Raw genomic sequence first — 12799 nt, forward strand, 5'->3', positions numbered from 1 at the left:
AGTTCTATTAATTTAAATGAAAAACCAACGGACTGACACGATCAGTTACCGCTATAATATGTGTAGCATATTACCTTGCCCACGCATTGAAAACACCTTTTATTCAACAGCGTCGTCTGTTGCTGAATCTACCTCAACAGGCAATTGGCACATATTGGTGACCGCAGATTCTAAACTCGGGTAATGTCCTTGAAAGTACGCCAAACAAATTGCCGCCCCTAAAGCACCGGCTTGTTTTGATTGACTGACAAACAGCGGTTTCGCCAAGCGTCGCTTTAATTGATGGCACAAATAACGGCTGTTACTGCCACCACCACTCACATACACTTGCTGCACGTCACGATTTAATCGAGTCGTTAATCGCGAAACCGTCATGACAATGTTATCGGCAATGGCATCCAGTAATGCGCGATAATGGGCGATGCCAATAGCCTGGTCATCAGAACCTTCCGCATCAAAATCTTTACCATTAAAGTCATCGAGAACAACACTAAAACCATCTTGCCAGCGATAGTGTTGGCAATAGGCGTCGATATCAAACAGAGTCGCAGGTGCTGAAGTTTCGTCCAACGACATGAGTTGTTGGTCCAATCTCGCCAGCAACTCGTCACGGCTTACATCACAGCTTAATTCATCTTGCCGTAAATTCGCAGGTAAACAATCACCAAATTGTTCGATAAAGTCGCTGATTAATTGCATACCTATGGCAAGCATCAATTCACAGACGTACAGACCAGGCTCAACAAATGGAAACGCTGGATAAAATGGCTTTGGACCTTTAAAGCGCTGGGTCAGCATGGATACACTGATGGCTGTACCAAGGCTTATATGTAAATGTCCCGCGCGATAACAGCCACTGCCTATGAGCTCGCTGACCTTGTCACTGGCAAGCGCCACTAAAGGCATTGTTTGCTTAAAACCAATAGACTGGCTAAATTCAGGTTTCACATTGGCAATGACGTCACCGACATCGCAAATCGATGGCAGCCACTGTGGTTTAGTGGCAAATGCTTGATGATACCAATGCCATTTGGGCTGCCATTTTCCGTGTTTAAAATTAAACGGCAGATGACCAATAAGGTTGGCACGGCTATCGATATCGATACCGGTAAATCGGTAATGTAAATAACCTGTCAGATAACATACATGGGCGATGTTGCGGTATTGCTGTTGATGTCTTTGCCTAATTTTATTGATAGCTGCCTGTTGCTGTAACTCTGCGATGTCCTTTTTTAGTGGCACAAACCAATCGGCAATAGTAAACGCCAAGCGGTAAAAGAGATTCAATGCAGGCACGCACTCAGCGTATTTTCGATCTTGCCACACAATGGCGTCAACAACAGGTTTGTGATTGTCGTCAAGGGCAATAAGCGTATTACGCATGCTAGTGATGCCCATACAGGCAATATCAGCGGTTTGAAAACCTTGCTGCGTGTAATCGGCGATAAGCGGCGACAATGCGTTTATACATTGTTGAAAAAACCACTCGGGTTGTTGACTGACAACGCCTTGCTCGGTGCGCTTATAGTGAAATTGATCAACGATCACTTTGCTCACAGTCTGACCGAGGTTATTAATGATCAATGCGCGAAGTGACTGGCTACCAAAATCTAACACTAAATAATGCGGTAAAGACGAGGTTGATACAGAATTGCTCAAGAACGATTTTGCCCTAATGTTGAAACTTTAATGGGTCGAAATTTGGGACGTATTTGCCACTTAGGGCGAATAGGCGTTAATGGATGAACCCGTTTTTTAGCGACAATAACGTAAACTGAGCCAATCGAGCTTAAGTATTTTCCAGCAAAACGTTGGCACATTTTAAACCACCAACCATCCGCATTTATCTTCGGATGCAATGATGAAAACAACATACGTTTGTCATCCAACACTTCATAACCGAGCAAGTTAAGCCAATCTTTAACACGCATTGGTGTAAAGAAGCGCCCTTGCCATGGCAGTACCTGTCGACGATAGGGAATTATTTGGTTTAAGCCTGCCAATGAAATTGGGTTAAAGCCGGAAATAATTAAATAGCCATTGGGGATCAATACTCTATCGGCTTCACGCAAGATATGATGTGGGTCGACCGCAAATTCTAACTGTTGGGTCAATAGACAGGCATCAACGCTGCTATCTAAAAAAGGTAAATCGTCTATCTCCGCAATCACATTAGCACTGTTTTTATCTTCATTAACGCTCACTTGGTGTGAAATTTTTGACGCACTGCAATCAATTTCACCGCTTAAATCACCCAGCTTTAATAAATGATAACCAAACATCCTCGGCCACCAATTGGCCAAATGTTGGTTTATTTGTTCAGCAATCAATTCACCGCAAGCCATATCATGCCAACGCATGGGCTTTTTCGGATTATCAAATGCTAATGCCGGTTTCATCATAGTGTGCTTGCTTGTACCAAAGTCATTGCCCTGCCCGTGTACTTATTTATGTACCGCCACAACGGATTTTCGTTAATTAATCGCCGGCCAATCTTTAGTTCACCTTTGACACAAGGTATACTGCATTTTGCCGCTTAAATCGGCAAGATTACCGATAAAGTCTAAGGAGACTTGAATGTTTCAAGTGCACGCGATTGCCGCATTTAACGATAACTATATATGGTGTATAACCGACAGTGCAAGTGCCAAATGTGCTTTGGTTGACCCAGGCGATGGCGATGTATGTATAGAATTTATAAAGAAAAATAACTTGATCCTTAGTGACATTTTAGTCACTCATCACCACAAAGACCATACCGGTGGTATTAACAAGTTAAAGCAATTTGCACACGAGCAAGACTGGTCAGTGACGGTTTATGGCCCAACGCAAGAAGCACAACAATTTTCTGATGTGCATGTTGTTGAAGGCGATACTGTGCAAATATTGACCAATCAGATTCATTTTAGTGTCATTGAGTTACCCGGCCATACTTTAGGTCATATCGCTTTTCATAATGATCAATGGTTGTTTTGTGGTGATACACTGTTTTCTGGTGGTTGTGGTCGCCTATTCGAAGGCAGTGCGCAACAAATGCTCAACTCATTGCAAAAATTGAGCACGCTTAATGAGCAAACAAAAGTATTTTGTGCTCACGAGTATACGCTGGCAAACTTAAAATTTGCTCGAACTATTGAACCAAATAATGGTCAATTAAAAGATTATTTAAATAAAGCAACGGAGCTTCGCGCCAGTAATATCGCGACCATCCCCAGTACCATAGGTTTGGAAAAGCAAATAAACCCGTTTCTACGCAGTCACTTAGATTCAGTAAGAGTGGGCGCACAACAACAAAGTGGTCTAGAATTAGACAATACTGTCGATGTGTTTGCAGCTGTTCGCGAACTAAAAGACAATTTTTAGCAGGATAAAATATAACTGTTTTATCTTGAATTATAATAACCCTAAAACTGCTAACTGTTTATTCATGAAGAAAATTTTATTTCCCCTGTCGCTGACCGTTTTGGTGGGATGCCAAAACCTAAATCAGCCAGAGCAAGAACAACAAAGTGCGAACATAGTTACTGCGTCAAACAACGATGTTTTTGAAGCACTACATGCAGACGAATCCGTAGCTGTTATCCACCCTAGAGAAGATGTGGAAATACCGTTAACTGAGCAAGATGACATTCAAGTCGTCGACAACATCTGGGTACGTATCCAATCGCAACTTGAATTTGATATTCCAGACAACAGCAAAGTTAGAGCCCATCGTGATTGGTACGCCAAGCATCAACGCTATTTAGATCGTGTTGCTAAACGCTCCGAGCCTTTTCTTTTCCATATCACCGAAGAACTGGAAAAACACAACATGCCAATGGAATTGGTGCTATTGCCTGTTGTCGAAAGTGCTTACGATCCCTTTGCCTACTCGCACGGCAGTGCCTCAGGCATGTGGCAATTTTTGTCGGGCACCGGAAAGCAATTTGGTTTAAAACAAGATTGGTGGTACGACGGCAGACGCGATGTTGCCGCCTCGACTCAAGCAGCAATCAAATTCCTAAAATATTTACACAAGCGCTTTGATGGCGATTGGTTACTCGCACTTGCCGCCTATAACTCAGGTGAAGGTCGCGTCGCCAGAGCAATGAAAGCCAATGCTCGCAAAGGTCGCCCTACCGATTTTTGGAACTTGAAACTGCCGAAAGAAACGCGTGATTATGTGCCTAAACTACTGGGCCTGGCCGCACTTGTTAAAGAACCTGAAAAATATGGTGTGACCTTATATGCGATAAATAATGAACCGGTGATCAGCCATGTTGATATTGGCTCACAATTGGATTTATCTTTGGCAGCAAAATTATCCGGCTTAACCGTGGATGAATTGCACGCACTTAACCCTGGTTTCAATCGTTGGGCAACTCCGCCAAATGGACCGCATCAACTATTGCTGCCAAATAGCAAAATCGAACAATTTAAGAAAAGTCTTTCGTCATTAGATGAAAAAGACCGCTTAAGTTGGCAACGCTATAAAATTAAAAGCGGCGATAGCTTATCGGTGATTGCCAAACGCTTTAATACCACAGTGTCGGTTATTAGAGAAACCAACGACCTAAATAACAATGTTATTGTTGCCGGTAATTACCTGTTGATCCCTACCGCCACACAAAGCCTAGATCGCTACGCAACCTATGAGCAAGTGCGCCAAAGCAAGCTAAGCAAAAAAGGTACCGGTAATAAGGTCATTCATGTTGTCAAAAATGGCGATAACCTGTGGGATATCGGCAGAACGTACAAAGTGAGCGGGAAAGACATTGCCAAATGGAATGGCTTTGCCCCTAAAGACATGCTTAGACTGGGTCAAAAGTTAACGATTTGGACCGCAAACGACAGTGCCGCATCAGGCTCAGGTAATACCGTCATGCGCAATATTCAATATAAAGTGAAATCAGGTGACTCACTGGCACGCATTGCCAGCAAGTTTAAAGTTAAAATTGCCGATATTGAAAAGTGGAACAACCTAAATCGCAGTAAATACCTGCAACCAGGTCAAATTTTAAAACTGTCCGTCAATATCACCTCTATCTAGTGTGTATGCGGGCAACGGTTTGACTGTTGCCCGTAACACATCTCTGTTCATATTTTACACTTGAGTAACGGCATACTTTTGCCGAATCCTTATAATACGCCCTTTAAAATTCAGCTGACCTTCAGCAATCTATTTTGCTTAAAAATAAGGCGTTTATGTTTGTAATTCGACAACATCGCAGCTTTTCTGAGTTATATGCTAGCTCTTTAGCCATGTTTGGCTCTGCCCTAACCTTAATGGTCATACTGAATCAATTCTTGTCATAAGCTGGCAAGACATTATCTGCCGCCAGCAGTCTAAAACAGGCCAAAAGTAGAGGTGCGATTAATATCAGTATCGTTTTATCAGGGTGATGCCGAAGACAAAACGAGAAAGGATTAATTGCCGAAGTAAGATTGAAGATCGCTTCATCTTGCTGGTGTTATTGTCGAAAGAGATAACACTGCCATAGTCAAACCAGTTACGCTGGTAACAAATAACTATGGAGCGCTACGATGAAGTTCTGTCCCTTCGATACAGCATATTCATTTTTAGTAGTGCTTTATAAAACTGAAGTAGTTACACATGAATTTAATTGATTTTTCATCATCATTTGTTTCTTTATTACCCGCTGTAATCGCCTTGACACTGGCAATATTGACTCGTCGCGTTTTATTGTCGCTTGGGGTTGGTATATTGCTTGGTGCAGTCTTACTTAATGACATGTCGATTACCGGTACGCTTGCTTATGTTGGCGCCTCGGTGAGCGGTGTGTTTATTGAAGACGGTGGTATAAACAGCTGGAATATGTCGATTGTGGCATTTTTAATTTTACTTGGCGTGATCACCGCTTTGTTAAGTGTCAGCGGTGCCACGTTAGCCTTTGCTAATTGGGCTATGGGTAAAGTTAAAAATCGCCGAGGCTCTCAGCTGTTAGCGGCATTTTTAGGGGTCTTTATTTTTATCGATGACTACTTTAATTCCTTAGCCGTTGGTACCGTTTCAAGACCGGTAACTGATCGATACAAAGTATCTCGTGCCAAACTGGCCTATATCTTAGACTCTACCGCGGCACCTATGTGTGTGTTAATGCCAATATCCAGTTGGGGGGCATACATCATGGCCTTGATGGCAGGTATACTAGCAAGCCATGGCATCAGTGAATACACCCCGCTTGCAGCTTATGTTGCGTCGATCCCAATGAACTTTTACGCGTTATTTGCCTTATTAATGGTGTTTGCGGTGATCTACTTCGATTTAAATGTCGGTGCCATGACTCGCCATGAACAACAAGCAAATGACGGCGACGATCAGAGCAAACAAGAAAGCCATGAATTACCGATGGTCATTGAAGGCGTTCAAGCAAAAGCACGCGACCTTATCACGCCCATTGTCGTTTTAATTATCGCCACCATAAGCTTTATGGTTTATACCGGTGGACAAGCGCTTAGTGCCGATAATAAAGCATTTAATATCTTTGCCGCATTTGAAAATACCGATGTAGGTATGTCGCTGGTTTATGGTGGTTTAGTCGGCTTGGCGATGACGCTATTTACCATAATCAAACGCGGCATAGGCTTTGCTGACATCTCAAAAGCGGCAATCAATGGCGCTAAATCAATGCTTGGCGCTATTTTAATATTGCTGTTCGCTTGGACCATAGGCACGGTGATTGGCGATATGAAAACCGGTAGTTATCTATCGACGTTAGCTACAGGTAATATCGACATTGCTTGGTTTCCTGTGTTGTTATTTTTACTGTCAGGCTTTATGGCGTTCGCCACAGGCACATCTTGGGGTACATTTGGTATCATGTTACCTATTGCTGGTGATATGGCGGCAGCGAGTGATATAGCGCTTATGTTGCCTATGCTATCAGCAGTCTTAGCAGGGTCAGTATTTGGTGATCATTGTTCACCGATTTCAGATACCACCATACTGTCGTCCACCGGTGCACGCTGTAATCACATCGATCATGTGGCTACACAACTACCGTATTCTTTGTCGATTGCGGCAATATCAGCGATTGGCTTTATCATTATTGGCTTTACCGGTTCAAGCAGTTTGGCGTTGCTGGTAACCAGCCTATTCTTTATTGGTCTTGTTGGTTTGTTGCGAATGATTTGTATTGAGCAGTCACGCAGTACCGCCCCAACTTAAGTAAAACAAGCGCACAGTAAAATAAAAGCCCAGTCGCTATCGCCACTGGGCTTTTATTTTATCTGTAACACGTTAAGTCCGTCATGTGCGAATATCAGACTGTCTCTGTTGTCAGTAAAAACAATCACCTCAACACAAAGAAACTCTTAAGCACCGGTCTCCTCGTCCGGAACATCGGTCGGTAATTCGTAGGGAGTACAGCTTGTTATTCTCTGTTGCCAAACCACCCCGCGACCCGGCTTGTCCACTTCTGCGAACCAGAATATAAATTCGAAGATATCCTTTGCCTGATCTTCTGTGCACGTTATAAATAAAAATTTGACCAGCTCCGACTCAGGTAATTTCCCTTGCTCGGTTTTTACTTCAGCAAGAGCACCGATGCCTCGGCAAGCTGAGCTGCCAGCGCTGGTGACACCAAACTTTTCACGCAGTTCTGCCAGCAGGCGTTTGTCCGTGCCATCGTCCGGCAAATAACAGTAAATGGCCTTACAAGCCGGAAAGTTCGCCATTTGCGCAGCTAAATCGGCCGAGAGACTCATTCTGGGTTCACGCCCAGTTCTTTGCGAACGGCCTCAGGTACATAGGTCGCCACTCTTTCCACTGGGCTGACAAACATATACCCAATACCGGGCACATTCAGTTCAGCGGCTTTATAAATTGCCTCAAACATTAAATCCTGCTGGTCCGAAGACACCATAAATACAATCACGTCTTTCTCAGATTCTACAGCAACACCTAAGGCTCCAAATCGTTCTCGAACGCCCCAGCCGTGTACCGCGTGAACACTGGCAACGCGGGCTCCTACATTACGAGCCGCGAGTAACACAGCCTCTGTACGTTTTTTATCTAATACGCAGGTGATAAGGGCTACATCGGTTAGGTAGATTATTTCACTCATATGATTGTTTGCGCCTCTTGTTCTTTTGAAACCATTTTCGCTTCTTTTGCTGCACGTATCTCAACATTCACCTTGTAGCGCGCCCATAGCCCTGTAATCATCACGGTGATAATAGGGCCAATCGACGCCAGGCAAAGAATACCAAAACCTTCCACCGCATCGGTGGCGTTACCAAATCCAATCCCCATTGCCAGAACCAATGGTACTGTTATAGGTCCAGTTGTCACGCCAGCTGAGTCCCAGGCGACATTAACGAAGGTTTCGCTCGATAACATGGTCAGTACAATAGCGAGCAAATACCCGGGAACGATCAGCCATACCAGCGGCCAATTAAATATCAACTTAGCAAGGCCAAGGGCAATACCAAAGGCAACCCCCACAGATACGGCTGTAATCAAGGTTTTCTTTTTAAATACGCCTTCTGTCAGCGTCTCTGCCGTGACGCCTAGCGCATTCAAAGCAGGCTCAGCAACCGTTGCGCCAAAACCGAGCATCCATGCAAATGCCAACGAAATGACCAGCCCGACCCCGTAAACGTAGATTGGTGAATTGGCAATACTATTTATTTCCATGAATGCCCCTGGAACCAAACCACCAGCATTTCCACCCAGCTTCGATAATCCATACGTCAAACCGATATTAAAAATGCACATGCCGATAATGGTGAGCACAATGCCATAGAATATCTCGCCTTGATGAGCCAGCCGCTCACGCAAGACGACGATAAGCACCAAAAAAAGAAAAACCACCAACGGCGCTATGGCACGTACGCCGGAAATAATCTCCACGCCGGGGCTCTGCTCAAACCAGGACAACTGCGCCTCTTGAGCGGCGCTGGCTGTCAGCGTCGCTGCCTCAATGATCTCAGCCGTTGTTACGGTACTTGAAACATAAATGGCTAGTAGCATTACGCCAAGAACCGGAAACAGCGAGGCAAGTGTGACAATGCCAAAGCCGGATAGCCCGGATTCGCCTTTACCTGCAGCGCTAGCGATACCAATGCCAAGAGAAAGCACCAATGGAACCGTTACAGGTCCTGTCGTCACCGCGCCGGCATCCCATGCAAGCCCAAGCGTATTGCGCAGTTCCAGATCCAGAGAACAATAGATTGTCAGCGCTAACATGGGCACGAGCGCAAAATAGATCAGCGGTTTTAGGCTCCAACCATAAAGAAAACGAACGGTACCGAGTACGGCAGCCACACCAACACTTACCCCCACAACCAAGACCAATGAATCAGCCCATTCAGTGAGCAAAGCATACAGATACGGGGCACGCTCAACAGAGATGTTTTGACCTGCCGCCTGCAGAGCACCAATCGCGGGCTCGGCAAAGGTAACACCAATCCCTAGAAGCAGCGTAATGAATAAAACCAACGGTAATGGTGATTTACGAGGCAACGTACTGCCGATGATCTCACCGAACGGCATCAGGCCTTTAGCCAGTCCTTCCATAAAGATCATCAGACCGACAATAACAGCAATCAGACCTCCTGTAATGACAAGCGAGTCTTCAACCACCTGATTAAGAATCAATAATTGAAACAGTGCTAAATAGAGTGCAAGCGGCACCACTGCCCTTACTTGTTCCATCAACCGGGGAGACATATAGGACTGGATCAAGCTGAGCACTTCCATCGGCGTGAATTTAGTGGGCACCACAGGAATAGCAATCAGATTGCCGTCACTATCAAAATTAGGCGTTGATATAAGACGGTTTGCACTATACTCGTTTTTTACCGAGCGTTGTGCACGCGTATAGTTAGCGTATGGGATTTCTGGCATTCCAGACTCAATAATTCGTTTTTTTTCAGCCTAGTACATTATTTTCAATAACGAAAGTTAGGTGAACGAGAAGAATCAAGTTACTGGCCTCTCGCCAACGTTGGCAATCTAACCAAAATCAACCAATACAGCGCAACATTGAATCGCACTTACAGCGGCAAAACGGCGCCTCGACGTGATTATTAAATACAGAGCCCTATCAAAAGCCAGGACCAATTGTTTGCCATACATGCACTATTGTCATGACGAAAAGCTCGTTCAACGAATCATTAAACATGGCTTACTCATTCAACATAGCTTTAAACTCATCTAAGTATTTCTGATGCTGATTTTGATGCCACAGTACCATAGTGCGCGACTTTTCTAGCGCCACAGTTTGAACCTCTATGGCTTTTTCAATGTTGCCCATGTCGGCATAGGCCTTTGCCAATGACGCGTGAGCATAGGCAGAATCAGGGTATAATTCGGCAGTTTTTTGGTATATCGCTAATGCTTCTTTTGGCTCTTTTGTCTTAGCTAAATTTTTTAATGAACCTTCTGCAGAGATTTCAAAGCCATACTTTTCCCTCGATAAGGTTTGGTAATATTCAATAATATCATCGGCGCCTCGTTGAGAAATATCAGAATCTGCTGGTAAGTTGCTATGAATGTCGTCAAATAACACTTCTATGCCGTTTACAAGCGAAATGATTGGCCGTGACATGTAGTAGTGCTTTTCATCGAAATCGGCAGTCCAATGCAACTGTGTCGTCGCTTTTTCGCTAAGCAAAGCTTTAAACTGTTTAAATTCATCTACATGTGATTTTTCATAACCGTGATCGCCAATACTCATATACAAGGTTTTAATGCCATCGTAAGGCTGAGCCAATTTATCCGACGCATCTGACATAACATTGGCGAAGTTATCATTTAAGCTTGGGCTTGAAATGATGTAGGCATCAAACATACTGGGTCGATTTAACAGGGTATAAATGCCTAAAGCCCCGTTACCCATAAATCCGGTATAAATGCGAAAACCATTGGTGCGATAACGTTTATCGACTTGGGTTAACACACCATTTTGCAAGATATCCAAAATCGTTTGATTATCAGGTTGTTGCACTAAATCATTAAAAACAGTTGCAAATTCAGCGTGATAATCGGCAGGGTTAACAATAATGGTTTCTAACCAGGGCCATTCACCATTATGACTTAACCAATCTTGCATACCGCTGATAAAGGTTTGACTTCTTGGGTGTAAATCGAAGAGAACGAAATAGGTTTTATCCGATTTGGTAGAGTAACTTTGTGGCAGGGTTACATGATAGGTGAGTGGCTCTTTAAATCCTTTATGAACCACTTCTATCGTTTCGATTTGATTTAGCTTGGTGATATCAACAGCTGATGCGTATGTAGAACATACAAAAATCAGTAAAGCGACAATTTGTTTCATACTACTTCCCTGTCAGGTTTCCAGCATATTTGTCTATGCCAGAACGAGGTCTACTCTTAATTGAATAAAGACAGTAACCTTTTCAGAGCGTTATCGTCAACCTAACCGGCGTTTATGTCTTTTAGCCATTCGTATTTTTCACCTAACTGATCTTTATATTCAGGGCATTTTTCACCAACAGGGGCTTCGACTTTAATTTTGCCATAGCCTTCATGCGCCATTTTAGTGACCTTTTCCCAATCCACGTTGTCGGTATTTCCATAGCCTTCCATCATGGCTTTTAAGGCCGCCAAATCTTTAAATTTTTCAGCATCAATTGGCATATCACAATCTCTGCTGAGATAGATCAATTTACTGGCGTCATTAGCAAGTAACTCTTCAAGCTCAGCGGTTCTGTCATCCGACGCCAGGCCTGCTGCAGATACAGTCAAACAAGATGCGGTGATTATGGTAACAATTTTATTCATAAAGCCCCCTAGCATTTCTATTACTACTAACCATAATAGAAATGCTTAATAAGTAAAATTTATCGTTAATAGAATGGTTTAGAGTAATCTGAGTTTTGCTTGCTAAAATTCTAATGTTTACCTTGATTTAATATCAATTGCTGGAAGCTCTCGGTCGCCAAGCTAATAATATCATGGGCCTTCTTATGCCACCGTTTATCCACCCCAATAAACAAAGAATGACCTTCAATTGAAGACTGTATATAGATACTCAAGTTACCCGCTTGTTCCTCGCTCAGTTGCGGATTTAGCTCTTTAATAAGCACACTTAACATTCTTCGATATGTTTCATACATAGCCGAGACTTTTTCTTTGACCAATAAATCATTGCTAGCCATAGCCCAAAGTTCAGGAAACAACTTAACGGCTTTTTCACTATACACATCAGAGAACAATGCCTGAATTAGTTCTTTGAATTGTGCTTCAATCGTATTTGTATTTCTAATCGCATCAAATTGTTGCATGTAGGCGTGTAATATATTGTCGAGTACCGCACTCATTAATTCGTCTTTAGTCGCAAAATAGTATTGTAAATTACCGGCTGTGATCCCCATCTCGCGCGCGACTTTTCGCATCGACAAACCCGCATAGCCATCACGGACGAGTATATTTTCCGTTAATTTAAGGATATCTGTAAGCTTGGTTTCACCCTTTTTGTAGCCTTTTCGCATAAATACAATCTCGCAGTTTAAGAGGGCCTAGTGTTAATGCAGCATAGTTCAATTATGGCAGTCTAATATTCTATAGGTCTAATCATGGATCATTTCTTTGAAAGGAAAAAGCCTCTACCACATGGTAAAGGCTTTGTTTATCAACGGTTCTTAATAATTCGTTTTCGGAGTTACATAAGGGTCAGGTTACCCTGCAGGTATCTTAAGATACTTCTTAAACGAAGCCATTCGTTTAAATTCGGCAGGATCTCGTTTGTAATTTTTGCCTTTTGTCTCTCCTTCAACCGTAGTGTCCACGAGAATGGTCTAAGTAGACAAAGCGGCTCTAGATGCTTTCACT

At 43.3% G+C, this 12799-nt stretch carries 11 protein-coding genes and 1 riboswitch; of the genes, 3 read left to right on the forward strand and 8 right to left on the reverse strand.

Annotated features, from left to right (window positions below):
- Window positions 1–99 precede the first annotated feature (99 nt).
- Together HII16_RS14180 and HII16_RS14185 are read right to left on the reverse strand one after the other, a co-directional pair.
- On the reverse strand, window positions 100–1659 hold the full coding sequence (locus tag HII16_RS14180) for an FGGY family carbohydrate kinase (RefSeq protein WP_169131097.1): 1560 nt from the start codon (window positions 1657–1659) through the stop codon (window positions 100–102).
- Complete coding sequence (locus HII16_RS14185) at window positions 1656–2399, reverse strand: class I SAM-dependent methyltransferase (RefSeq protein ID WP_135440361.1); 744 nt, start codon at window positions 2397–2399, stop codon at window positions 1656–1658. The genes HII16_RS14180 and HII16_RS14185 overlap by 4 nt, the downstream gene beginning before the upstream one ends.
- Window positions 2400–2577: 178 nt before the next feature.
- On the opposite strand from HII16_RS14185, the gene gloB reads away from it, so the two are divergent.
- The 3 genes from gloB to HII16_RS14200 all read left to right on the forward strand — a co-directional run bounded on the left by gloB (window position 2578) and on the right by HII16_RS14200 (window position 7168).
- A complete protein-coding gene (gene gloB, locus HII16_RS14190; protein ID WP_169131099.1) occupies window positions 2578–3363 on the forward strand; it encodes a hydroxyacylglutathione hydrolase in 786 nt (261 codons plus the stop codon).
- Between the two features lie 64 nt (window positions 3364–3427).
- A complete protein-coding gene (locus HII16_RS14195; RefSeq protein WP_211183524.1) occupies window positions 3428–5029 on the forward strand; it encodes a LysM peptidoglycan-binding domain-containing protein in 1602 nt (533 codons plus the stop codon).
- Between the two features lie 305 nt (window positions 5030–5334).
- Window positions 5335–5529, forward strand: a riboswitch (Lysine riboswitch).
- A 64-nt stretch (window positions 5530–5593) separates the two neighbouring features.
- Window positions 5594–7168 (forward strand): Na+/H+ antiporter NhaC family protein, encoded by a 1575-nt coding sequence (locus HII16_RS14200; protein ID WP_169131101.1) that lies wholly within the window; start codon window positions 5594–5596, stop codon window positions 7166–7168.
- Window positions 7169–7314: 146 nt separating this feature from the next.
- Here HII16_RS14200 and HII16_RS14205 read toward each other — a convergent pair whose 3' ends face one another.
- The 6 genes from HII16_RS14205 to HII16_RS14230 all read right to left on the reverse strand — a co-directional run bounded on the left by HII16_RS14205 (window position 7315) and on the right by HII16_RS14230 (window position 12459).
- Window positions 7315–7707: a hypothetical protein gene (locus HII16_RS14205; protein WP_169131103.1), complete on the reverse strand. Its 393-nt coding sequence runs from the start codon at window positions 7705–7707 to the stop codon at window positions 7315–7317.
- Entirely contained in the window at window positions 7704–8066 is a 363-nt protein-coding gene (locus HII16_RS14210) for a P-II family nitrogen regulator (RefSeq protein WP_169131105.1), read from the reverse strand. Before HII16_RS14210 ends, HII16_RS14205 begins: the two co-directional genes overlap by 4 nt.
- On the reverse strand, window positions 8063–9850 hold the full coding sequence (locus HII16_RS14215) for a DUF1538 domain-containing protein (protein ID WP_169131107.1): 1788 nt from the start codon (window positions 9848–9850) through the stop codon (window positions 8063–8065). The genes HII16_RS14210 and HII16_RS14215 overlap by 4 nt, the downstream gene beginning before the upstream one ends.
- A 280-nt stretch (window positions 9851–10130) precedes the next feature.
- Window positions 10131–11282, reverse strand: a complete 1152-nt coding sequence (locus tag HII16_RS14220) for a tetratricopeptide repeat protein (protein ID WP_169131109.1) — start codon at window positions 11280–11282, stop codon at window positions 10131–10133.
- 101 nt (window positions 11283–11383) lie between these two features.
- Complete coding sequence (locus HII16_RS14225; RefSeq protein WP_169131111.1) at window positions 11384–11749, reverse strand: hypothetical protein; 366 nt, start codon at window positions 11747–11749, stop codon at window positions 11384–11386.
- A gap of 110 nt (window positions 11750–11859) precedes the next feature.
- Window positions 11860–12459, reverse strand: a complete 600-nt coding sequence (locus tag HII16_RS14230) for a TetR/AcrR family transcriptional regulator (protein WP_169131113.1) — start codon at window positions 12457–12459, stop codon at window positions 11860–11862.
- Window positions 12460–12799 lie beyond the last annotated feature (340 nt).

The sequence above is a fragment of the Thalassotalea sp. Y01 genome (assembly GCF_012932945.1).
Taxonomy (GTDB): domain Bacteria; phylum Pseudomonadota; class Gammaproteobacteria; order Enterobacterales; family Alteromonadaceae; genus Thalassotalea_A.

What these genes read in the sequence shown, in the direction of transcription:
- HII16_RS14185 (WP_135440361.1), bottom strand. Translation starts at nt 2,399, where the DNA reads ATGAAACCGGCATTAGCATTTGATAATCCGAAAAAGCCCATGCGTTGG.
- gloB (WP_169131099.1), top strand. Translation starts at nt 2,578, where the DNA reads ATGTTTCAAGTGCACGCGATTGCCGCATTTAACGATAACTATATATGG.
- HII16_RS14195 (WP_211183524.1), top strand. Translation starts at nt 3,428, where the DNA reads ATGAAGAAAATTTTATTTCCCCTGTCGCTGACCGTTTTGGTGGGATGC.
- HII16_RS14200 (WP_169131101.1), top strand. Translation starts at nt 5,594, where the DNA reads ATGAATTTAATTGATTTTTCATCATCATTTGTTTCTTTATTACCCGCT.
- HII16_RS14205 (WP_169131103.1), bottom strand. Translation starts at nt 7,707, where the DNA reads ATGAGTCTCTCGGCCGATTTAGCTGCGCAAATGGCGAACTTTCCGGCT.
- HII16_RS14210 (WP_169131105.1), bottom strand. Translation starts at nt 8,066, where the DNA reads ATGAGTGAAATAATCTACCTAACCGATGTAGCCCTTATCACCTGCGTA.
- HII16_RS14215 (WP_169131107.1), bottom strand. Translation starts at nt 9,850, where the DNA reads ATGCCAGAAATCCCATACGCTAACTATACGCGTGCACAACGCTCGGTA.
- HII16_RS14220 (WP_169131109.1), bottom strand. Translation starts at nt 11,282, where the DNA reads ATGAAACAAATTGTCGCTTTACTGATTTTTGTATGTTCTACATACGCA.
- HII16_RS14225 (WP_169131111.1), bottom strand. Translation starts at nt 11,749, where the DNA reads ATGAATAAAATTGTTACCATAATCACCGCATCTTGTTTGACTGTATCT.
- HII16_RS14230 (WP_169131113.1), bottom strand. Translation starts at nt 12,459, where the DNA reads ATGCGAAAAGGCTACAAAAAGGGTGAAACCAAGCTTACAGATATCCTT.